General features: G+C 60.4%; 20 protein-coding genes and 1 pseudogene. 13 read left to right on the top strand and 8 right to left on the bottom strand.

Annotation, left to right across the window (positions count from 1 at the left end; translation table 11 throughout):
• Nucleotides 1-7: 7 nt before the first annotated feature.
• The 3 genes from AACY11_RS12855 to AACY11_RS12845 form a co-directional block, all read right to left on the bottom strand.
• A complete protein-coding gene (locus AACY11_RS12855; protein ID WP_339494926.1) occupies nucleotides 8-2,851 on the bottom strand; it encodes a class I adenylate cyclase in 2,844 nt (947 codons plus the stop codon).
• A gap of 194 nt (nucleotides 2,852-3,045) precedes the next feature.
• Complete coding sequence (locus AACY11_RS12850; RefSeq protein ID WP_003229392.1) at nucleotides 3,046-3,291, bottom strand: TIGR02647 family protein; 246 nt, start codon at nucleotides 3,289-3,291, stop codon at nucleotides 3,046-3,048.
• Between the two features lie 254 nt (nucleotides 3,292-3,545).
• Complete coding sequence (locus tag AACY11_RS12845) at nucleotides 3,546-3,833, bottom strand: hypothetical protein (RefSeq protein WP_339494924.1); 288 nt, start codon at nucleotides 3,831-3,833, stop codon at nucleotides 3,546-3,548.
• 127 nt (nucleotides 3,834-3,960) lie between these two features.
• On the opposite strand from AACY11_RS12845, the gene AACY11_RS12840 reads away from it, so the two are divergent.
• Entirely contained in the window at nucleotides 3,961-4,620 is a 660-nt protein-coding gene (locus tag AACY11_RS12840) for a glutathione S-transferase family protein (protein WP_339494922.1), read from the top strand.
• A 121-nt stretch (nucleotides 4,621-4,741) separates the two neighbouring features.
• Here AACY11_RS12840 and argH read toward each other — a convergent pair whose 3' ends face one another.
• The gene (argH, locus tag AACY11_RS12835; protein WP_339494920.1) at nucleotides 4,742-6,145 is read right to left on the bottom strand and encodes an argininosuccinate lyase; all 1,404 of its coding nucleotides are present in this window, start codon (nucleotides 6,143-6,145) and stop codon (nucleotides 4,742-4,744) included.
• Nucleotides 6,146-6,477: 332 nt separating this feature from the next.
• Between argH and AACY11_RS28400 the strand changes: the two are divergent.
• The 8 genes and pseudogenes from AACY11_RS28400 to rsd all read left to right on the top strand — a co-directional run.
• Nucleotides 6,478-6,618, top strand: a pseudogene (locus AACY11_RS28400) (sensor histidine kinase); the annotation flags it as partial.
• Nucleotides 6,615-7,361, top strand: a complete 747-nt coding sequence (locus AACY11_RS12830; protein ID WP_339430472.1) for a LytR/AlgR family response regulator transcription factor — start codon at nucleotides 6,615-6,617, stop codon at nucleotides 7,359-7,361. The pseudogene AACY11_RS28400 and the gene AACY11_RS12830, both read left to right, overlap by 4 nt.
• A 138-nt stretch (nucleotides 7,362-7,499) precedes the next feature.
• Nucleotides 7,500-8,441, top strand: a complete 942-nt coding sequence (gene hemC / locus AACY11_RS12825) for a hydroxymethylbilane synthase (RefSeq protein WP_339494919.1) — start codon at nucleotides 7,500-7,502, stop codon at nucleotides 8,439-8,441.
• Entirely contained in the window at nucleotides 8,438-9,205 is a 768-nt protein-coding gene (locus AACY11_RS12820; RefSeq protein ID WP_339430470.1) for a uroporphyrinogen-III synthase, read from the top strand. The genes hemC and AACY11_RS12820 overlap by 4 nt, the downstream gene beginning before the upstream one ends.
• A gap of 16 nt (nucleotides 9,206-9,221) precedes the next feature.
• Nucleotides 9,222-10,364, top strand: coding sequence for a uroporphyrinogen-III C-methyltransferase (locus tag AACY11_RS12815; RefSeq protein ID WP_339430469.1), 1,143 nt, complete (start codon nucleotides 9,222-9,224; stop codon nucleotides 10,362-10,364).
• Nucleotides 10,361-11,599: a heme biosynthesis protein HemY gene (locus AACY11_RS12810; RefSeq protein ID WP_339430468.1), complete on the top strand. Its 1,239-nt coding sequence runs from the start codon at nucleotides 10,361-10,363 to the stop codon at nucleotides 11,597-11,599. Before AACY11_RS12815 ends, AACY11_RS12810 begins: the two co-directional genes overlap by 4 nt.
• A 218-nt stretch (nucleotides 11,600-11,817) precedes the next feature.
• Nucleotides 11,818-12,369, top strand: a complete 552-nt coding sequence (locus AACY11_RS12805) for a disulfide bond formation protein B (RefSeq protein ID WP_339430467.1) — start codon at nucleotides 11,818-11,820, stop codon at nucleotides 12,367-12,369.
• 183 nt (nucleotides 12,370-12,552) lie between these two features.
• Nucleotides 12,553-13,011, top strand: coding sequence for a sigma D regulator (gene rsd / locus AACY11_RS12800; protein ID WP_339430466.1), 459 nt, complete (start codon nucleotides 12,553-12,555; stop codon nucleotides 13,009-13,011).
• 56 nt (nucleotides 13,012-13,067) lie between these two features.
• Here rsd and AACY11_RS12795 read toward each other — a convergent pair whose 3' ends face one another.
• Nucleotides 13,068-13,733: an FKBP-type peptidyl-prolyl cis-trans isomerase gene (locus tag AACY11_RS12795; protein ID WP_339430465.1), complete on the bottom strand. Its 666-nt coding sequence runs from the start codon at nucleotides 13,731-13,733 to the stop codon at nucleotides 13,068-13,070.
• Between the two features lie 192 nt (nucleotides 13,734-13,925).
• Here AACY11_RS12795 and AACY11_RS12790 point away from each other — a divergent pair, with 192 nt between their 5' ends.
• Entirely contained in the window at nucleotides 13,926-14,987 is a 1,062-nt protein-coding gene (locus tag AACY11_RS12790) for an AlgP family protein (protein WP_339430464.1), read from the top strand.
• Here AACY11_RS12790 and AACY11_RS12785 read toward each other — a convergent pair.
• Nucleotides 14,984-15,448 carry a TIGR02444 family protein gene (locus AACY11_RS12785; protein ID WP_339430463.1) on the bottom strand — a complete coding sequence of 155 codons (465 nt, stop codon included), beginning with the start codon at nucleotides 15,446-15,448 and terminating at the stop codon, nucleotides 14,984-14,986. The two genes, AACY11_RS12790 and AACY11_RS12785, sit on opposite strands and share 4 nt — an antisense overlap.
• A 50-nt stretch (nucleotides 15,449-15,498) precedes the next feature.
• Here AACY11_RS12785 and AACY11_RS12780 point away from each other — a divergent pair, with 50 nt between their 5' ends.
• From AACY11_RS12780 to AACY11_RS12770, 3 genes are all read left to right on the top strand, one after another.
• Entirely contained in the window at nucleotides 15,499-17,409 is a 1,911-nt protein-coding gene (locus AACY11_RS12780; RefSeq protein WP_339430462.1) for an ATP-binding cassette domain-containing protein, read from the top strand.
• A complete protein-coding gene (locus AACY11_RS12775; protein ID WP_339430461.1) occupies nucleotides 17,409-17,990 on the top strand; it encodes a mechanosensitive ion channel family protein in 582 nt (193 codons plus the stop codon). The genes AACY11_RS12780 and AACY11_RS12775 overlap by 1 nt, the downstream gene beginning before the upstream one ends.
• A 108-nt stretch (nucleotides 17,991-18,098) precedes the next feature.
• Nucleotides 18,099-18,731, top strand: coding sequence for a LysE family transporter (locus AACY11_RS12770; RefSeq protein WP_221730819.1), 633 nt, complete (start codon nucleotides 18,099-18,101; stop codon nucleotides 18,729-18,731).
• A gap of 63 nt (nucleotides 18,732-18,794) precedes the next feature.
• Here the strand turns inward: AACY11_RS12770 and AACY11_RS12765 are convergent, their stop codons facing one another.
• Nucleotides 18,795-19,538 carry a penicillin-binding protein activator LpoB gene (locus tag AACY11_RS12765; RefSeq protein ID WP_339430460.1) on the bottom strand — a complete coding sequence of 248 codons (744 nt, stop codon included), beginning with the start codon at nucleotides 19,536-19,538 and terminating at the stop codon, nucleotides 18,795-18,797.
• Between the two features lie 3 nt (nucleotides 19,539-19,541).
• The gene (lpoB, locus tag AACY11_RS12760; RefSeq protein WP_039757415.1) at nucleotides 19,542-20,129 is read right to left on the bottom strand and encodes a penicillin-binding protein activator LpoB; all 588 of its coding nucleotides are present in this window, start codon (nucleotides 20,127-20,129) and stop codon (nucleotides 19,542-19,544) included.
• Between the last annotated feature and the right edge of the window lie 11 nt (nucleotides 20,130-20,140).

Raw genomic sequence — 20,140 nt, 5'->3', positions numbered from 1 at the left:
GCCTGCCTCAGACCTGTTCGAGCGCCTCGTTCAGGGCGCGCTCCAGATCCGCCTTGTAGCGTAGATACAGATTGCTTGAACTTTGCCCATCACCGAGCAGGCCCGACAGGTCCAGGTCGGTGATGTAGCAGCGATAGCGCTCGGTCTCGCGGCGCTGTTCGACGATTTCCCGGGCGACCACGCTGAACAGTTGGTCGCCATGTTCCAGCTCGCTGAATTCCCGTTGATTGCAATACAGCGTGACCTGCACTTGCCCCGGTGCGGCTTTGCCGACAATTGCCTGCACGTCGTAGAACGGTTTGTTGATCGGTGTCTGCGGTGCTGGCCGCGCTTCGACCCGCCGCGCCCGTCCCGGGCCAGACGGCAATAACTGGTAATACAACGTCTCGAAGCTGGCAGCGGAGCCGGCATCCATCGGCAGCACCGCTTCACGCCGGAACTGGATCGATTGCAGGAATCGTTGCAGCGGCACCAGCAGACTCTGTTCGTCGTGATACGGCAAATGTTGTTGCCACAATGCGTTGAACTCATCCAGCACGTACAACTCGGCCTGTTGCTCGGTGATCCGGTAGAACACCTGAATGGACTCGGGCTGACCCATCGGCAGGATCAGCGCCAGGTCATGTTCATCGAGCGCCATCGGGTCCAGATGCAACGGACTGTAGCTCGGCTGTTCTTCGCCGAGGTAGTCGAGCAAGGCGGGCAGGGTGGCAAGGGCGACATGGTTGACCTGGCCGGGCACCAACTCCAGAACGTGATAGTGCTGCTGCACCTGAATCAGGTAGCGGTGATTCAACTCGCTGAGCAACAGATGCTGTGCCGTGTCGACGATTTCTTCAACACGGCGGGCGATGAACTGCGCGCGGTTGTGGCAGAAACAACGCACCTTCAGCGACGGTTGCATCGGCCCGCGAGGCAGGTTGTTGAGATAGTCGCGCAGGCAATCAAGCAACGCATGAGGGCCGTCGAAGCGGTTGACCAGCACTTCGTTCCAGCTATTGAGCGTGACCTGATCGAGGGTCAGCACGAGGTTTTCGCGTACCCCGGCGTAGCTCAGCGAGTCGGTGCGTTCGGTGGTCATCACGATGTTCAGGTCACGGTGATGCTTGAGCGGGTCGACGCCGACATTGACCAGAATCAGCACTTCGCCGGGCACGGCGGCGCGCAGCAAGGGCTCTTCCGCCACCGTGGGCAAGGGCAGGGCGATGCTCTGTTGCAGGCTGCCGAGCAGGTTGAACAGCTCGAACTCGCTCAGGTCACTCGTGCCCGGGTGCAGGGCCAGTCGGGTACTGCTGTCAATCACGCCGTTGCGGTGGCACCAGGTCAGCAGTTCGAGTAGCTGGCGACTGCGCTTGATCGGCGCGAAGTGTTCCCACTCAAGTGCCGTGAGGCTGCCGTTGTACAACCCCCACTGGGTTTGCCCCGGCTCTTTTTTGTTCGGCGACTGCACCAGCGTCAGGGTGTCTTCGGCCAGATCGGGGGCGATGCCGGGGTTGATGAACTCGACCTTGTCAGCCTTGCGCTCGAAGGCTGCATATAGACGACGACCGAGAACGTTGAGGTCGCGTTTGTTGATCAGGCTGACGGTCTGTTCGGTACGGGCGAACTGGGTCAGGAAGCGATAGCTGTAATTCAACTCGTTGACCAGCGCCCGGCGTTCGGCGCTGACCTGACGGACTTTCCACTGGCTACGGCTATCGAGCAGCGCCAGTTGCCGTTGATCCCAATGCCACTCGCTGGCCAGACGTTCGAGCAAGGCGCGCTGCCAACTCTGAGTGCGGCTATTGCCAGTGAGTTTGCGGTTGACCTTCAGGTACAGCGCTCGGCGCACCAGTTCCAGGCGCTCTGGCTCGTTGCGGGCTGTAAGGTATTCCTCTATGCGCCGGTACACGACCATGTACGGGTCCAGTTCATCCAGATCCAGCCGGTTGGCGAACACCGCTTGCTTGAAGCGCAGGCTCAGGCAATGCACCTTGGGGTGTTCGCTGGCGTAGACCTCGGTCAGCAGCAGTTTGAGCACCGACTTGTAGGGTGACTCGATGCCCTTGAACAGCTGCCACAACCCGGCGCCGATGAACTCCCCCGGCGGAATCGTCGCCAGATGTCCGAGGTCGAGGGTCTCGTCGGCGCGGATGAAGCGCTTGGAAATCAGCGTGTGAGTGTAAGTATCGTAGGCCGTTTCTTGGTAAACCGGCACCAGCCACCAGATTGGCGTGCGCCCGGCCAGCCAGATTGCGGTGCGGTAGAACTCGTCCAGCAGCAGATAGTGCTGAGTGGTGCCGCAGTCTTCGGAACTGAGCTGGGTGTCGCGCTCACCTTTGACGAAGCGGACCGGATCGATCAGGAAAAAATGCGCCTCGGCGCCCTGGGTAGCCGCCCAGGTTTCCAGCAACTGACATTTTTTGCGCAACTCGGCGAGTTCGCTTTCGTTCAGGTCCGGCGCGTGGCAGACCCACACGTCCATGTCGCTCTGATCGGCCTGGGCCAGCGTGCCGAGGCTGCCCATCAGGAACAGGCCGTGAATCGGGCGCGGTGGATTACTGCCGTGGCGCGGCTTGTAGGAGAACGATCGGGTCAGGCGTTGGGCTTCGGCGAGGGCGTTGGCGTCTGGCTCGTAATTGGACAGGCCCGCCGGCGTGCTGCCTGAAACGTAGCCCGGCAGCAGCGGATGATTGACATGAAAGAACAGCGGCAACAGCGTCAGCACGCTTTGCTGGCGCGTCGACAGACCTTCCAGTGCGCGGCCCAGACGACCTTCATTGAGTTTGAGAAAACGCGCACGCAGTTGGCTGAGGACCTTGCGGTCAATTCCCTCGTCCAGGTCGGGGCGGATTTCGTGGGTGCGCGTCATGTCAGCTCAAACCGGCTCGCGGGCTCGGACGTTAAGGGGCTCGGAATGTGGGGCAGTTTAGCCTTTGCGCAGAGGGACTTTTAAGCTGAATTTGTTTTTTGACGTCAGATTTATATCGCGAGGTGATGGCTGGCGAACGGATGGGCCCGCGGAAATCCCGTGGCAGGAGTTCCCGTGGGCAAAGTCGGGAAGGGTCAGGCGGTTTCTTGCTCTCTCAGAATCGTCAGCACGGTTTGCACGTTTTGCGCAGCATCGCGACCCAGGCTGGTCAGATACCCGCCATCAGGCTGGTCGGTCAGTTCTTTTTCGAAGAGGCGTTTGGCAGCGGCGATGTGTTTCGGGGCAGCGGTCTGATGAATTTTCAAACCTTCCTGGGAACTGTCCAGGTTGAAGAGTGCGAGGACTTCCAGTTCGGCAACCAGCTCAGGGGTAAGCGACATAAGGACTCCAGACTTTCTAGGAATTGGACGACAGCGCCCCTAAGGTGAACCTGCCGGCGCGGACTGTCCAGTGTGCGCGTCAGGGTTTTTGTCTGGGGGCGAATTCCAGTGTAGTCAGGGGCTGGCAGAAGGCCGGATGGAGGGGTGAGAAATTGTGTGTGAGCGAGCCTGCTCGCGAATGCGGCGCGTCAGGCACCGCATATTTCCAATGGTTCGGCCTTTTCGCGAGCAGGCCCCCACAGGGCAAGCGGCGACTATTGCTTTTCGGGTGGCAACTCAGGCAGCGCACGCAACGCGGTCTCATACCATTCGGTATTGAAGGCGCGGTCGTCATCGAGCATGGCGTCGATTTCGTAGGCCAGAACGTGGGCCATCAAGTTGAGGATATCCTCACGCTCGTAACCGACCAGGGTCAACTTGTTGAAGGTTGCCTTGGCCGCAGGCGGGTTGTCGCTTTCGATCTGGTTTTCGATGGCTTCGATCAGCGTGGTCTCGGTGAACTCTTCGTCGTCGTCAGTATTGATGTCTGTCGGCTCGCTCATGGCAGGCTCCTCAAGGAAAGTCGCCAGTTTACCCGCATTCAGTGGCGTGATGCTGCTGGCGGGAATCGCGTATGCGATCTATAAACAGGCACTGCCCACTCCCCCCGCACGGCCTGGAGGCTATGTGATGTTCAAGCTTTATGGATTCTCTGTCAGTAACTACTACAACATGGTCAAGCTGGCGTTGATGGAAAAAGGCCTGCCGTTCGAAGAGGTCACGTTTTACCCCGCGCAGACCCCGGATTCGCTGGCGATCAGCCCGCGCGGCAAAGTGCCGGTGCTGGGCGTCGACGGCGGGTTCATCAATGAAACAGCGATCATTCTCGAATACCTCGAACAGACGCACAAAGGCACGCCGCTGCTGCCAAGCGATCCATTCGAGCGCGCGCAGGTGCTGGCGATTGCCAAAGAGATCGAGTTGTATATCGAGCTGCCGGGACGCGCCTGTTATGGCGAAGCCTTCTTCGGCATGACGCTGCCGGAGGCGATCAAGGAAAAGACCGGGACCGAGTTGCTGCTGGGTTTTGCGGCGCTGGGCCGACATGGCAAATTCGCCCCGTATGTGGCCGGCGACAGCCTGAGCATCGCGGATCTGTACTTCCTCTACAGCGTGCCGTTGTCCTGCGCAGTAGGGCAGAAGTTGTTCGGCATTGATTTGCTGGCAGAGATGCCGCAGGCGAAAGCGCTACTGGAGCGGCTTGAGCAGAATCCGCATGTGCAGAAAATTGCGGCGGATAAAGAGGCGGCGATGCCGGCGTTTTTGGCGATGATCGCGGCCAAGAAGTAGGTTCTGTAGCGTTTTCACGTCACCCTTCGCAAGCAAGCCCGCTCCCGCACAGAACCTGTGGTGAACACCCAATGTGTGAACACCATAAATTCCCTGCGGGAGCGGGCTTGCTCGCGAAGCTTTAGGCCTTTTGGCGGCTGGCGATCAGTGCCTGTCCGCGCGCAACCGCTGCCTTGACCTGCGCTGGCGCAGTGCCGCCGATGTGGTCACGGGCATTCACCGAGCCTTCCAGGGTCAGCACGGCAAACACGTCCTGCTCGATCTGATCGCTGAACTGACGCAGTTCTTCCAGGCTCATCTCGGCCAGATCCTTGCCGGTGTCGACGCCGTACTTCACGGCGTGGCCGACGATTTCGTGGCAATCACGGAACGGCAGGCCACGGCGTACGAGGTAGTCGGCCAGATCGGTTGCGGTGGAGAAACCGCGCAGCGCCGCTTCACGCATGATCGCGTGTTTCGGCTTGATCGCCGGGATCATGTCGGCGAACGCACGCAGCGAATCGCGCAGCGTGTCGGCGGCGTCGAACAGCGGCTCTTTGTCTTCCTGATTGTCCTTGTTGTAGGCCAGCGGCTGGCCTTTCATCAAGGTCAGCAAGCCCATCAGCGCACCGAACACACGGCCGGTCTTGCCGCGCACCAGTTCTGGCACGTCGGGGTTTTTCTTTTGCGGCATGATCGAACTGCCGGTGCAGAAACGATCCGGCAAATCGATGAACTGGAATTGCGCGCTGGTCCACAGCACCAGCTCTTCGGAGAAACGCGACAGGTGCATCATCGCGATGCTCGCGGCCGAACAGAATTCGATGGCGAAATCACGATCGGATACGTTGTCCAGCGAGTTGCCGCCCACGGCGTCGAAGCCCAGCAGTTGCGCGGTGTATTCGCGGTCGATCGGGTAGGTGGTGCCAGCGAGTGCGGCGCTGCCCAGGGGCATGCGGTTGGTGCGCTTGCGGCAGTCGACCAGGCGTTCGTAGTCGCGGCTGAGCATTTCGAACCAGGCCAGCATGTGGTGCCCGAAGGTCACTGGCTGTGCAGTCTGCAAATGGGTGAAGCCCGGCATGATGCTCGCGGCTTCGCGCTCGGCTTGCTCCAGCAGGCCTTTTTGCAGGCGGGTGATTTCGGCGAGGATCAGGTCGATCTCGTCACGCAGCCACAGGCGGATGTCGGTGGCGACCTGGTCGTTGCGGCTGCGCCCGGTATGCAACTTCTTGCCAGTGATACCGATGCGATCAGTCAGGCGCGCTTCGATGTTCATGTGCACGTCTTCGAGTTTGATGCGCCAGTCGAACTGGCCGGCTTCGATTTCGCCCTGAATGGTCTTCAGGCCGTCGATGATGCTGTCGCGCTCGGCATCTGTCAGCACACCGACCTTGGCCAGCATGGTGGCGTGGGCGATCGAGCCCATGATGTCGTGGCGATACAGGCGCTGGTCGAAAGTGACGGAGGCGGTGAAGCGGGCGACGAAGGCGTCGACGGGTTCACTGAAGCGGCCGCCCCAGGACTGATTGGTCTTGTCAGTGCTCATGAATTCGCTCGTATCGGCTTGAAGAAAAAGGCGTGAAACGCTGGCGCGGATAATAACAGGGTTGCCATTGCTGTCGCTGACACTGGTCGATACGTTTTTTTCTCATCTGCTCGTCCATAGTCGTCGCGGTCGCCGGGGGATTTGCGCAAGGATATTTTCCGATTGAGCAATATCGGCCCGACGAGCGTCTACAGTTGGACATAAGGGTCGGCGCGAGTGCAGATCGCGAAAGGGTCTGGCCGCCGACTGATAATAAGGGGGTGGGTGTATTGTCCTTGGACAAACGGCGTGAAAAACGCGGGAAACAGCGGGCTTTGAGCAGTACGACCCGGACACTGGCAAATATTGCTGGCCGACGTACGGCACTTTTTGGTGCTCGGACTAGTCTTAGCGTGGATCGCGGTGACGGACGTCACTCCACCTGTCTACGCTATCCTTGTGCGAGACTCACGCAGGAATCCAGCGCAATATGAATGTCCTGATCGTTGATGACGAACCACTGGCTCGCGAGCGCCTCAGCCGAATGGTGAGCGAGCTTGAGGGTTATACAGTCCTGGAGCCCAGCGCTACGAATGGCGAAGAGGCGTTGGCACTGATCGACAGCCACAAACCGGATATCGTGCTGATCGATATCCGCATGCCGGGCCTGGACGGCCTGCAGGTCGCTGCCCGTCTGTGCGAACGAGAAACGCCGCCGGCCGTGGTGTTTTGCACCAGTCCCGATGAATTTGCCGTGGAAGCCCTGCAGGCCAGCGCCGTGGGCTATGTGGTGAAACCTGTGCGAACCGAACACTTGCATGACGCCCTGAAACGGGCTGAGCGTCCCAGCCGGGCGCAACTCTCGGCCCTGACCCGTCCCGCTGCCGAAAGCGGCAACGGCCCGCGCAGTCACATCAGCGCTCGCACCCGCAAAGGTATCGAACTGATCCCGCTGGATCAGGTGGTCTACTTCATCGCCGACCATAAATACGTGACCTTGCGCCACGAGTCTGGCGAGGTGCTGCTGGACGAACCGCTCAAGGCCCTTGAAGACGAATTTGGTGAACGCTTTGTGCGCATCCACCGTAACGCGCTGGTCGCCCGCGACCGGATCGAACGTCTGCAACGCACGCCGCTGGGGCATTTCCAGCTCTTTCTGAAAGGGCTCAATGGCGACGCGTTGATTGTCAGCCGCCGGCATGTGGCGGGTGTGCGCAAAATGATGCAGGGCCTGTAACCTGGCCTTTCCGGGCGGTTCACATTTCTCTTTACCGGGCATCGCAGGCCAGGGAGGCCGCGCCGTTTCTGATTCAAGTCAAAGTGGATTTGACTGAGCTGTTATTATCCGCCGTATCTATTCAGTACGGATTGATCCATGTCTTCTCGCGAAATCCGCATCGCCACCCGAAAAAGTGCACTGGCCCTTTGGCAGGCCGAATACGTCAAAGCCCGTCTGGAAGCGGCCCATCCGGGTCTGCTGGTGACGCTGGTGCCCATGGTCAGTCGCGGCGACAAGCTGCTCGACTCGCCGCTGTCGAAGATCGGCGGCAAGGGCCTGTTCGTCAAGGAACTGGAAACCGCGCTGCTGGAAAACGAAGCCGACATCGCCGTCCATTCGATGAAAGACGTGCCGATGGACTTTCCTGAAGGTCTGGGACTGTTCTGTATCTGCGAGCGTGAAGATCCGCGCGACGCTTTCGTTTCCAATACCTATGCCAGTCTTGATGCCTTGCCAGCCGGTAGCATCGTCGGCACCTCCAGTCTGCGTCGTCAGGCGCAGTTGCTCACCCGCCGCCCGGATCTGGAAATCCGTTTCCTGCGCGGCAACGTCAACACTCGTCTGGCCAAGCTCGATGCCGGGGAGTATGACGCGATCATCCTCGCGGCGGCCGGGCTGATTCGCCTCGGTTTCGAAGACCGCATCACGTCGGCCATCAGTGTCGACGACAGCCTGCCGGCCGGTGGTCAGGGCGCGGTCGGCATCGAGTGCCGCAGCGCCGATACTGAAATTCACGCTTTGCTGGCGCCACTGCATCACGCCGATACCACTTCGCGTGTCACGGCCGAACGCGCACTCAACAAACATTTGAATGGCGGCTGCCAAGTGCCGATCGCCTGCTACGCCGTGCTCGAAGGCGAGCAATTGTGGTTGCGTGGTCTGGTGGGCGAACCGAGCGGCGGCAAGCTGCTCAGCGCCCAAGCCCGGGCGCCGCGCGCGGATGCCGAAACCTTGGGCGTGCGGGTCGCTGAAGACCTGCTCAGCCAGGGTGCCGCTGACATTCTCAAAGCGGTGTACGGCGAGGCAGGTCACGAGTGACCGGTTGGCGCCTGCTGCTGACGCGCCCTGCCGATGACTGTGCGGCGCTCGCCGAGACGTTGGCCGCGCAGGGGGTTTTCAGCAATTGCCTGCCGCTTTTGGAAATTGCACCACTGCCGGTCTCTGACAAAATACGTCAGGCGATTACGAGGCTGCCCGGTTGCAGCGCGGTGATCGTGGTGAGCAAACCGGCGGCAAGAATTGCAGTGGATCTGCTCAAGGCCCATGGCATGCAGTCTCTGGCGATGCCGTGGTTTAGCGTCGGTGCGGCGACTGCGCAGATTCTCAAGGATCACGGCCTCGATGTGAGCTTCCCGGCAGAAGGCGATGACAGCGAAGCCTTGCTGCAATTGCCGCGTCTGGGTGAAGCTGTGGCCCGGCCCGGTTCGCAGGTTTTGATCCTGCGTGGGGAGGGCGGCCGCGAGCTGCTCGCCGAGCGCTTGCGCGAGCTTGGTGCTAGTGTCGAGTACTTGGAGTTGTATCGACGCGATCTGCCAGCGTATGCGCCGCGAGAGTTGCCGTGGCGTATCGAAGCGGAACGCTTGAATGGGCTGGTGGTCAGCAGTGGACAGGGTTTTGAGCATCTGCGCCGGATGGCCGGTGATGCATGGCCTGCGATTGCGCAGTTGCCGTTGTTTGTTCCAAGCCCAAGGGTCGCCGAGCTGGCAGTTGCCGCCGGGGCCCAAACAGTTGTGGATTGTCGCGGCGCGAGTGCCGCGGCTTTGCTGACGGCGCTACGGGAGCATCCCGTGCCCGTTTTCTAATGCAAAGGATGGATACGTGAGCGAAACAGCCTTGCCTAAAGATGACGTCCAGCCTGTGCTTGAAAAGCAGGTTGAAACCCCACCGCCGGCCAAAGAGCCGCGCCGAGGCAATGGACTGGCCATCGTCGCCCTGTTGCTCGGTGCTGCCGGTGTTGCGATCGGTGGTTGGGGTGTCTGGCAGGTGCGTCACCTGCAAACCAACACTGAGCAGCAGTCGGGTCAGGTCCAGGCGTTGAATGATCAAGCGCAGAGCCTGAAGCTCAGCGAGCAGCGGCTGAGCGAGCGTCTCGCGCAGTTGCCGGGCGCCGACGAACTTGCTGATCGCCAGCGGCTGGTGGCTCAGCTTCAGGGTGATCAGCAACGACTGAGTCAACGTCTGGAAACCGTCCTTGGCGCCAGTCGCAAGGATTGGCGTCTGGCCGAGGCCGAACACCTGCTGCGTCTGGCCAGCCTGCGTCTTTCGGCGTTGCAGGACATCAGCAGCGCTCAAGCCCTGGTGCAGGGCGCCGACGAAATTCTTCGCGAGCAAAACGACCCCGGCTCTTTCGCTGCTCGTGAGCAAGTGGCCAAAACCCTCGTCGCATTGCGCAGCACCGAGCAGCCGGATCGCACCGGGTTGTTCCTGCGTCTGGGGGCGCTGCGTGATCAGGTCATCGGCCTTACCGAACTGGCGCCGGAGTACAAGGATCGCGGCGAGTCGCTGCTCGGCCTGACGGCCGATGGTGACGGCGCCAGTCGCTGGGCACAGTGGTGGGATGAGGTCTCTCGCTACATTCGTATTGATTTCAACGCTGACAAGAATGTGAAGCCACTGCTGGCCGGGCAGAGCCTGAGCCAGGTGCGCCTGGCGCTGAGCCTGGCGCTGGAACAGGCGCAGTGGGCGGCGCTCAATGGTCAGGCGCCGGTGTACAGCCAGGCGCTGACCGAGGCGCGGGACGTGTTGCATGGCAACTTCAACCCGGACAATCCGCAAAGCAAAGTGATGCTTGAGCAGGTTGCCGAGCTGAGCAAGGAGCCGGTCACGGTCAACACCCCGGATCTGACCGGCACCCTGAGTGCGGTGCAAGCCTATCTGGAGCGGCGCACTGTCAACGCCGAGGAATCGGTGAAACCCTTCGCCAAACCTGCCGCCAACACCGCGCAGGAGGCCACACCATGAAACGTCTGTATGTGATCGTGTTTCTGGTGATCGCCGCGACGGCAGCATTGGGCCTGGCGATTGCCGAGCATTCCGGTTACGTGCTGGTGGCCTACAAGTCCTTCCGCTACGAGTCGAGTCTGTGGGCGACGTTGGCGCTGATCGCGGTGTTGTGGTTGCTGGTCTGGGGCATCAAGGCGTTGGTCGAGTTGGTCATGACGTCCAGTGGCGTGGTCAATCCATGGTCGCGGCGCAACCGCAGTCGGCGGGTACAGGTGGCAATCGAGCATGGCCAACTGGATCTGGCAGAAGGTCGCTGGGCCAGTGCTCAGCGTCATTTGTATCGTGCTGCCGAAGCCGAGCGCCAGCCTCTCCTTTACTATCTCGGTGCTGCCCGCGCGGCCAACGAACAAGGCAATTACGAGGATTGTGATGGCCTGCTGGAGCGCGCTCTGGAGCGTCAGCCACAAGCTGAGCTGGCGATTGCTCTGAGTCATGCACAGTTGCAGACCGACCGCGGCGATACCGACGGCGCGCTGGTGACATTGCAAGCGATGCACGAGCGTCATCCACACAATGTGCAGACGCTGCGCCAGTTGCAGCGCCTGTATCAACAGCGCGGCGAATGGTCCGCGGTGATTCGATTGCTGCCTGAACTGCGCAAGGACAAAGTCCTGCCACGCGCCGAGCTGGCTGAACTGGAACGCCGTGCCTGGGGTGAGAACCTGTCGTTGGCTGCACAGCGCGAAGAGGATGGCTCCGTGGGCCTGCAGTCCCTCAATCGCGCCTGGCAGCAACTGACTTCGGCGCAGCGCCAGGAGTCGCCGCTGGTGTTGGCTTACGCCGAGCAATTGCGTCAGCTAGGTGCTCAGGTGGAGGCAGAAGAAGTGCTGCGTACGGCCCTCAAACGCAATTACGACAGCCATCTGGCACGTCTTTATGGCCTGGTTCGCGGCAGCGATCCGGCGCGTCAATTGCAAACCGCTGAAGGCTGGCTAAAGGATCATCCGAACGATCCAGGCCTGCTCTTGACGTTGGGGCGTCTGTGTCTGCAAACCAGTCTATGGGGCAAGGCGCGGGATTATCTGGAAAGCAGCCTGCGTGTGCAGCGCAATCCGGAAGCCTGTGCGGAACTGGCGCGCTTGCTCGCGCAACTGGGCGACACTGATCGCAGCAATCAGTTGTTTCAGGAAGGACTGGGGCTGCTGGACGAGCGCCTGCTGGCCGCGCCTCTGCCGGTCCCGGCGCACGTCTGAAGTCACGAGGGAGGTCGCTCCCTCGTTCCCGTTTGGCGACCGAAAATTTAACTTCAAGGCGCGTCAGGGGCAAAGTCCTACAGTGGACTACACCTATTCCTCTCGAACCTGTCGGGTTTTCCCTACACATCTGGTGAACTGTCGGCAGGGCGTTGCCTTGAAAGGCTGACACGCTTTCCTCTACCGTAACCGTCTGTCTCTACTGTTACGGAAAAGCCATGTCGTTGGCCTGCTCACGCTCCTTGTTCTTCATGGCTTTCACTGCGGGGGCCTTTGCTCTGGGAGCTTCCTATTATCTTGAATACGCGGTCGGCCTGACGCCGTGCAGCCTATGCCTGGTGCAGCGCCTGTTCCTCACGCTGCTGTGCGCCTCTTGTGGTCTGGCGGCGGTGCACGGTCCCAAACGTGTCGGTCTGTGGCTCTACTGGCTGTTTGCGCTGGGCGCGAGTCTGGGGGGCACCACAGCGGCCTGGCGGCAAGTATTGATTCAAAGTGATCCTGTGCTGCAAATGCTCAATTGTGCCCCGCCGCCGGAAACGATGTTCAGCGCTTTGCCGTGGATCTGCGCGTTGCAAAAGATGTTTAACGGCGGTGCCGATTGCGCCGAAATCTCCTGGACCCTGTTCGATCTGAGTATCCCGGAGTGGAGTTTGTTGTTCTTTGTAGCGGTGTCGATTCTTGCCGTTTATCAATTGTTGCGGCTGGTCTGGAGTGCTCTGCAACGACCGCCCGGCGGCGAAGCGTCGCACCGGAAGCTGATCAGGGATTAAACACTTGTATGAACTTTATCTCCTGCGTACCTTGAAGCCACAGGCGTGCGGGCATAATCTGGCCCCCACGTGTCATTGGATTTATGTTGCTCGATGACGCTCTGCCCGGCCGTCCCCCAAGCCAAAACCAAAAGCGGGACGCGGGTGTAGAGCAGCATGACCCACAAGGGAAGAGAGATCGCCATGCTCGAAAGTTGTCAGAATGCTCAGGAACGTTGGGGTGGAGTTCATCTGCTGATCGACCGCTGGTTGCAAGAGCGTGAGGAGCTGATTGGCGCCTACGACAAGCTCGGTGCGGAGCCTCAGGCGTTGTCCGAGAATCGCAAACCCTTGCAGGAGTTCTGCGGCGTGCTGGTCGACTACGTATCGGCTGGACACTTCGAAATCTACGAACAGTTGACCGGTGAGGCCAAGGCATTCGGCGACACTCGCGGTCTTGAACTCGCCGAAAGGATCTATCCGCGCATTGATGTCATCACTGAAAAACTCCTCGCGTTCAACGATCTTTGCGATGACGGTAAATGCGTTGCAGAGAAGTTCAAGGAACTCGGTGGACTGCTTCACGAACGCTTCGAGCTGGAAGACTGCCTGATTGAAGTGCTGCATACCGCACACAAAACAGAGGATCCGGTTCAGGCCTGATTGGCTTTTTCAATAAAAAACGGTGCGCCCAAAGCGCACCGTTTTTTTATGCCTGATCAACTCGTCGCACCGCGCAATTCGACTTCAAACACCAGTGGTGTGAATGGCGCGATCAAGTCGCCAGCACCATCGGCGCCATAGGCTTGATCCGATGGAATCACCAGTCGCCATTTGGCACCCACCGGCATGTTCTGCAAAGCGGTGCGCCAACCGGCAATCACGCTGTCGAGGTTGAACCATTGCGGCTGAGTGTTCTGATCGAACACCGTGCCGTCTGGCAAACGACCGATATACAACACCTGCACTTTTCCATCGGGACCAGCCTTGGCGCCGGTGCCGTGCGCAAGCTCGGTGAGCAGGATGCCGTCGGCGAGTTCCTTCACCCCCGGTTTGGCTTTTTCGGCGGTCAGAAAGCGCTGCTCGTTTTCCATCGCGGCGTCGCTCGTAGGCATCGCGGCGTGCTCGGCATTCTGCGATTCATGATCGGCCAGAATCTGTTCGATCCGCGCTTCACTCAACGCCAGCGGCTTGCCTTGATAGGCCTGTTGCAAGCCGTCCACCAGCGCCTGGATCTGCAACTGTGGGACTTCCTGGCGCAAGCGTTCGCCCAGGCTGGCACCGAGGCTGTAGGCCAGATCATGAGCGTCGTTCGCGGTGGTTTTTTCGTCGGCGTGGGCCGCTGAAAAAATCATGCAGAGGGATAAAAAAAGGTAGCGCGACATAGGCACTCTCCGACCTGAGATGCGGTGGATTATGCCAGCGCGAACGTCTGCAACGGTGAACTGCTTTTGACTTAACGCAGAACATTTTCACTTCGGTGCAACGCAGCGCTTTCCTTACTGTCAAGATGACCTAGCGGCGGTAGCAGCAGAGGTCTAGTATGAGCCGCACTCACGTCAGCCAGGAGGTAAACCATGTCGGCCACCAAGAAGCCTGTAAACACTCCGTTGCACTTACTCCAACAACTCTCGGGCAGCTTGCTCGAGCATCTGGAAAACGCTTGCTCCCAAGCCTTGGCTGATGCTGAAAAACTGCTCGCCAAACTGGAAAAGCAACGCGGCAAGGCGCAAGAAAAACTGCACAAGTCGCGCACCAAATTGCAGGACGCTGCTGCCGCCGGTAAAGCCAAGGCACAGACCAAAGCCAAAGGCGCAGTGAAAGAACTCGAAGAACTGCTCGATGCTCTGAAAGAACGTCAGTCCGACACTCGCAACTACATTCTGCAACTCAAGCGCGATGCTCAGGAAAGCCTGAAACTGGCCCAGGGTGTTGGCCGTGTGCAAGAAGCAGTGGCCAAGGTTCTGTCTTCCCGTGAAGCGAAGCCTGCTGCAGCACCTGCGAAGAAAGCAGCAGCCAAACCTGTCGCTGCCAAAGCACCGGCGAAAACGGCTGCAGCCAAACCCGCTGCAAAGCCGGTAGCTAAGCCGGTTGCAAAAGCACCTGTGAAAGCGGCTGCGAAACCTGCGGCGAAAAAACCGGCTGCGGCAAGCGCTGCAAAAACGACTGCTGCAAAACCAGTTGCGGCCAAAACCGTTGCTGCGAAAGCCGCTGTAAAACCAGCCGCTGCCAAAGCTGCTCCAGCTAAACCCACAGCAGCAAAACCAACCGCTAAACCGGCGGTAAAAACCGCTGCTAAACCGGCTGCCAGGACTGCCGCTAAACCGGTAGCCGCCAAACCAGTTGCCAAAGCTGCGGCGAAACCCGCCGCCAAGTCAGCTGCAAAACCAGCAGTTAAACCCGCCGCCAAACCGGCTACTGCTGCCGTCAAGCCAGCAGCCAAACCGGCTGCCAAGCCTGCCGTGAAAAAACCAGTTGCTGCCAAACCAGTCGCTGCAAAACCGGCAACCGCTGCGGCTGCCAAGCCTGCTGCGCCGACAGCCCCGGCCTCGTCGGCCGCCAGTGCTTCGACCACCACGACCGCACCAACGCCAGCCGCTGCATCGAGCAGCACCAGCAACCCGACCAGCGCTTCCTAAGTGCCGGCTGCCGCGACGCGCAGCCTTTGCAGCGCGTCGCGGTTCAGCCTGGCGGCGGTTGTCGCCAGGCTCTCCAGCCATTCTCCCGCCCCTGGGGCGTCATGCAACGGCCAGTCCTGCGCCGTTTGCTCCAACTGCCACAGCAGATGCCGTTCGGCTTCCAGCTCTAGCGCCTTCATTTGATCGCGCAGCCCCTTGAGCACCGGATCTTCCTTCGCCAGGCTTTTCCATTGAGTGCGCAATGCACGCAGTGGCTGCACCACCTCCGCGTCCCAAGGCTCCACCAGCATTTGCAGTTGCCGCACGCGTTGCTCACTGCAGGTCACCCCGCGTTGTTCCAGCCATAGGCCGCAAAGCAGCAAGCAGACATTGGTGCCCGCCGCTTGCATGTGCAGGCAGGTGTTTTCCACGCCCGGGCGGGCGTAGGTGGCAAGGGAAAAGCTCCACAGGTCAGAGGACATCGTGCTACTCGCGCCAGTTGTGAGCGAAGCTGGTAGACTCCGCCGCCATTATGATCCGACTTCAGAACCTGACTTTACAGCGTGGCCCGCAACGTCTGCTAGAAGACGCCGAGCTGACCCTGCACGCCGGCCACAAAGCCGGCCTCATCGGCGCCAACGGCGCCGGCAAATCCAGCCTGTTCGCCTTGCTGCGCGGCGAGTTGCACCCGGACTCGGGCGATTGCCTGCTGCCGGCCGACTGGCGGATCGCGCACATGCGTCAGGAGGTCGACACGCTCGAACGCCTGGCGGTCGACTATGTGCTCGATGGCGACCTGCGTCTACGCGAAGTGCAGCGTGACCTCGCCGCGGCCGAAGCGGCCCATGACGGCGTGGCGCTGGCCCGCCTGCACGCCGAGCTCGACAGCGCCGACGGCTACACCGCCGATGCCCGAGCCCGCAAGCTGCTGGCTGGCCTGGGGTTTACCAACGAACAGATGGATCGCCAGGTAGGCGATTTCTCCGGTGGCTGGCGGATGCGTCTGAATCTGGCGCAGGCTTTGATGTGTCCGTCGGATTTGCTGCTGCTCGACGAACCGACCAACCACTTGGACCTCGACGCCATCATTTGGCTCGAAGAGTGGCTGAAAAGTTACCCGGGCACCTTGCTGCTGATTTCCCACGACCGCGATTTCCTCGACGAAGTCGTCGACCATGTGGCTCACGTCGATCAGCGCAAACTGACCCTCTACCGTGGCGGCTACACCGCGTTCGAACGCGCCCGTGCCGAGCGTCTGGCCCAGCAGCAACAGGCCTACGAGAAGCAGCAGGCGCAACGTGCGCACATGGAAAGCTACATCGCCCGCTTCAAGGCCCAGGCCACCAAGGCCCGTCAGGCCCAGAGCCGGATCAAGGCGCTGGAGCGCATGGAGGAACTGTCGGCGGCCCACGTCGATTCGCCGTTCGATTTCGTGTTCCGCGAGTCGACGAAGATTTCCAGTCCGCTGATCGATCTGTCCGATGCGCGTCTGGGTTACGGCGACAAAGCCATCCTGGAGAAGGTCAAGCTGCAACTGACCCCGGGTGCGCGCATCGGCCTGCTTGGCCCGAACGGCGCCGGTAAATCGACCCTGATCAAGAACCTCGCCGGCGAGCTCGAACCGCTGGCCGGGCGTCTGACTCGTGGCGAGAACACCGTGGTTGGTTATTTCGCCCAGCACCAGCTCGACTCGCTCGATTCCAAGGCCAGCCCGTTGCTGCACTTGCAGCGTCTGGCGCCAACCGAGCGCGAGCAGACCCTGCGCGACTTCCTCGGTGGTTTCGACTTCCGTGGTGCGCGGATCGATGAGCCGGTGCTGAATTTCTCCGGTGGCGAAAAGGCCCGTCTGGCCCTGGCGTTGATCGCCTGGGAACGCCCGAACCTGTTGCTGCTCGACGAACCGACCAACCACCTCGACCTGGAAATGCGCCTGGCGCTGACCATGGCGTTGCAGGAATTCAGTGGCGCGGTACTGGTGGTGTCTCACGATCGGCATTTGCTCAAGAGCACCACCGATAACTTCTATCTGGTCGCGGACGGCAAGGTCGAGGAGTTCGATGGCGACCTCGAAGACTACGCCCGTTGGCTGGTCGAATACCGTCAGCGCAACGCGCCGGTCAGCAACAACCCGGTCAACCCGGACAAAACCGACAAGAAGGCCCAGCGCCAGGCCGCTGCTGCGTTGCGTCAGCAACTGGCACCGCACAAGCGTGAAGCCGACAAGCTTGAAGCCGAACTGGGCAAGCTCCACGAGAAACTGGCCAAGGTCGATGCCAGCCTCGGCGACAGCGACATCTACGAGCCCGCGCGCAAGAACGAATTGCGTGATCTGCTGGCCGAGCAGGCCAAACTGAAAGTGCGCGAAGCCGAGCTGGAAGAGGCGTGGATGCAAGCCCTGGAGACGCTGGAAAGCATGCAGGCGGAGCTGGAGGCGCTGTCCTGATGGACGCGTTCAGGCTGTCGCTTCCGGCCATGTGGGTCGAGCCGATCTGGCTCGGCGTGCAGATTCTGCTGATCCTGCTGGCCGGCTACCTCGCCCAGCGCTTTGTCGCCAAATGCCTGACCCGTCTGGGTGAGCGCTATCCGTTTCCGCCGCAGTTGCTGATGCCGCTGCGCGGTGGCTTGCGCTGGCTGATCATGGGCAGTGCGCTGATCTTCGTGCTTGAGCGCCTTGGCGTATCGGCCACGGTGTTGTGGACGGCGCTGTCGGGATTCGTCGCGGTGGCGGCGGTGGCGTTCTTCGCAATGTGGAGTGTGCTGTCGAATCTGCTCTGCGCGATTCTGATCTTTACCGTCGGGCCGTTTCGGCTCGGTGATGTGGTCGAGTTGGTGGACACCACCGACAAGCCCGGTGTCAAAGGCCGGGTGGTGGCGATCAATCTGCTCTACACCACGCTGATCGAGGCTGAGGAATTGGGCACGGGTAGCGCGATGGTGCAGGTGCCGAACAGTCTGTTCTTCCAGCGTTCCGTGCGGCGCTGGCGCGGCAGTGATGTGTTTGCTTCGAGCAGTTTCGAGAAGTAGCCCGCCAATACGGGGTTGCGTCCGTAACCTCCTACAAAAAAACGATAGTCATCCGCCTGAAACCACATTAATTTGCACGTTTGGTACGAGTCCGAGTCGAGGTGTGCGATGGAGCTTCAAACATGGCTGGCATTCTTTGCCGCCTGCTGGGTGATCAGTCTGTCCCCGGGCGCCGGCGCCATTGCGTCGATGTCCAGCGGTCTGCAATACGGTTTCTGGCGTGGTTACTGGAATGCCCTCGGCCTGCAAATCGGCCTCGCGGTGCAGATTGCGATTGTCGGCGCCGGTGTCGGCGCAGTCCTCACCGCCTCGGCTACGGCGTTCCATGCGATCAAATGGTTTGGTGTGGCCTACCTGGTTTATCTGGCGATCAAGCAATGGCGCGCGCTGCCCATGGACATGAGTGATGACGCGGCGGTGCGGCCGATCGGCAAGCCGCTGGCACTGGTGTTCCGTGGTTTTCTGGTGAACATCAGCAACCCCAAGGCACTGATTTTCATGCTGGCGGTGCTGCCGCAGTTCATCAATCCCCACGCACCGCTGCTGATCCAGTATCTGGTGATCGGCGCGACCATGATCTGCGTCGATCTGATCGTCATGGCCGGCTACACCGGTCTGGCGTCGAAAGTGCTGCGGTTGCTGCGCACGCCCAAACAGCAGAAACGCATGAACCGCACGTTTGCCGGGCTGTTCATCGGTGCGGCGGCGTTTATGGCGACGTTGCGCAAAGCAGCGGTTTAAAAACCCGCAGGCATAAAAAAGGCGACCTATTGAGGTCGCCTTTTTCATTTGTGGCAGGGGGTTTTAGCGCAAAATCACCGGCGCGGTATCACGCGGCAGATTGTTGCGCGGCTGCGGCTCGCGCGGCTGCTCGTAACCGCCACCGCCGAGCTGTTGGCTCAGTTGCCCGGCCACGTCCTCACCCAGCGCCTTCGACACCTCACGCACCACCCGTGGGCGGTTCAGCGAGACCTTGATGTCGCGGTGGTTCACCAGTTTGGTGTCCTGCGCTTCACCCATCGCCGTGAAGGCCGACGTGATCTCAAAGGTCTTGGTGTTGATCAGGCTGAAGTCCGCCACCAACGTCAGGCCCAGCACTGCCGAATAGCTGTCGGTGTGCGCCAGCTCGTTCATGTCCTGGGTGAAGTCGATGTCCGACACGGTACCGAACAGAACATAGTCGGCGCCCTTGAAGTTACCGGCCTTGATCCGCTTGATCACGTCGTAGATGTCACCCTTGGACGACGCGGTGTACGGCGTGCCTTGCACCAGCTGGAACATGCCGGTGCGCAGGATTTCACCTTTGATGTCGCCAGTGAATTTACGCAGTTCGGTTTGTTCGATGTAGCTGGTGGTCGCTTCGAGCTCGTTGTAGTTCGAAGAACCGCTGGAGCTGTAGTAACCCTCGCGGTAATTGCTCTGCGCCGAAACGATGTGGATGTATTGCTCCACACGTTCCTGGTACGCCAGATCCGTCACCGCGACTTTCGGGGCCGCTTGCACGCTGAGCGCGCAAGCCAGGGCCATCATGCCAATCCATGTGCGCATCGATTAACGCTCCGTGGTTTTGCGGATCTCTTTTTCGTCCATCCACTCGGCCAGACCGCTTTCAACGTCGATCAATTGCAGGCTGAATTTGTAGAAGACGTCCTTGTAATCGCTGCTGCGCTTGACGATCGAGCTGATCGAGCCTTCGATGCGGTACTTGGCGGCGATCATGTTACCGGTCTTGGCCACGGTGCTCTTCTTGTACAGGCCGCTCTGGTTTTGCAGCTTGAGCTGGTCAACCTGGCTCTGCATCGCGTTGTTGTCGCTGGCAAAGCGCGCAACGCCAGTCTTCATCAGTTGGGTCTTGATGCTGGTGGTGATTTCGCGGGTGTCGATGTACTCGCTGGTCTTGTTCTTCACGTCGTAGACCTGAACCACCGGACGGCCCTGCAGAATGCCGGACTGGGCCAGGGAGCGGGTCATCGACTCGGCGATCATTTGCAGGTCGGTCGAACCGAATTCGTTGGTCACGGTTTCAACCGCTTTGGTGTCGCCGTAGCTGATGTTCTTGCTGCCCAGGGTCGGCGAAGTATTGGCGCAACCGGAGGCCAGCAGGGCGATGACGGCGATGCAGGAAAAGCGTGCAAACATGGGAATGCTCT

Origin of the sequence: Pseudomonas sp. RA_105y_Pfl2_P56, assembly GCF_963970845.1 — a bacterium.
Classification (GTDB): Bacteria; Pseudomonadota; Gammaproteobacteria; order Pseudomonadales; family Pseudomonadaceae; genus Aquipseudomonas; species Aquipseudomonas baetica_A.
The sequence above is the reverse complement of the archived record's forward strand: the minus strand, read 5'-3'. Positions and strand labels throughout refer to the sequence as shown.

Coding starts and splice junctions, on each gene's coding strand:
- AACY11_RS12855 (WP_339494926.1), bottom strand. CDS start 2,851: ATGACGCGCACCCACGAAATCCGCCCCGACCTGGACGAGGGAATTGAC.
- AACY11_RS12850 (WP_003229392.1), bottom strand. CDS start 3,291: ATGTCGCTTACCCCTGAGCTGGTTGCCGAACTGGAAGTCCTCGCACTC.
- AACY11_RS12845 (WP_339494924.1), bottom strand. CDS start 3,833: ATGAGCGAGCCGACAGACATCAATACTGACGACGACGAAGAGTTCACC.
- AACY11_RS12840 (WP_339494922.1), top strand. CDS start 3,961: ATGTTCAAGCTTTATGGATTCTCTGTCAGTAACTACTACAACATGGTC.
- argH (WP_339494920.1), bottom strand. CDS start 6,145: ATGAGCACTGACAAGACCAATCAGTCCTGGGGCGGCCGCTTCAGTGAA.
- AACY11_RS12830 (WP_339430472.1), top strand. CDS start 6,615: ATGAATGTCCTGATCGTTGATGACGAACCACTGGCTCGCGAGCGCCTC.
- hemC (WP_339494919.1), top strand. CDS start 7,500: ATGTCTTCTCGCGAAATCCGCATCGCCACCCGAAAAAGTGCACTGGCC.
- AACY11_RS12810 (WP_339430468.1), top strand. CDS start 10,361: ATGAAACGTCTGTATGTGATCGTGTTTCTGGTGATCGCCGCGACGGCA.
- AACY11_RS12805 (WP_339430467.1), top strand. CDS start 11,818: ATGTCGTTGGCCTGCTCACGCTCCTTGTTCTTCATGGCTTTCACTGCG.
- rsd (WP_339430466.1), top strand. CDS start 12,553: ATGCTCGAAAGTTGTCAGAATGCTCAGGAACGTTGGGGTGGAGTTCAT.
- AACY11_RS12795 (WP_339430465.1), bottom strand. CDS start 13,733: ATGTCGCGCTACCTTTTTTTATCCCTCTGCATGATTTTTTCAGCGGCC.
- AACY11_RS12790 (WP_339430464.1), top strand. CDS start 13,926: ATGTCGGCCACCAAGAAGCCTGTAAACACTCCGTTGCACTTACTCCAA.
- AACY11_RS12785 (WP_339430463.1), bottom strand. CDS start 15,448: ATGTCCTCTGACCTGTGGAGCTTTTCCCTTGCCACCTACGCCCGCCCG.
- AACY11_RS12780 (WP_339430462.1), top strand. CDS start 15,499: ATGATCCGACTTCAGAACCTGACTTTACAGCGTGGCCCGCAACGTCTG.
- AACY11_RS12775 (WP_339430461.1), top strand. CDS start 17,409: ATGGACGCGTTCAGGCTGTCGCTTCCGGCCATGTGGGTCGAGCCGATC.
- AACY11_RS12770 (WP_221730819.1), top strand. CDS start 18,099: ATGGAGCTTCAAACATGGCTGGCATTCTTTGCCGCCTGCTGGGTGATC.
- AACY11_RS12765 (WP_339430460.1), bottom strand. CDS start 19,538: ATGCGCACATGGATTGGCATGATGGCCCTGGCTTGCGCGCTCAGCGTG.
- lpoB (WP_039757415.1), bottom strand. CDS start 20,129: ATGTTTGCACGCTTTTCCTGCATCGCCGTCATCGCCCTGCTGGCCTCC.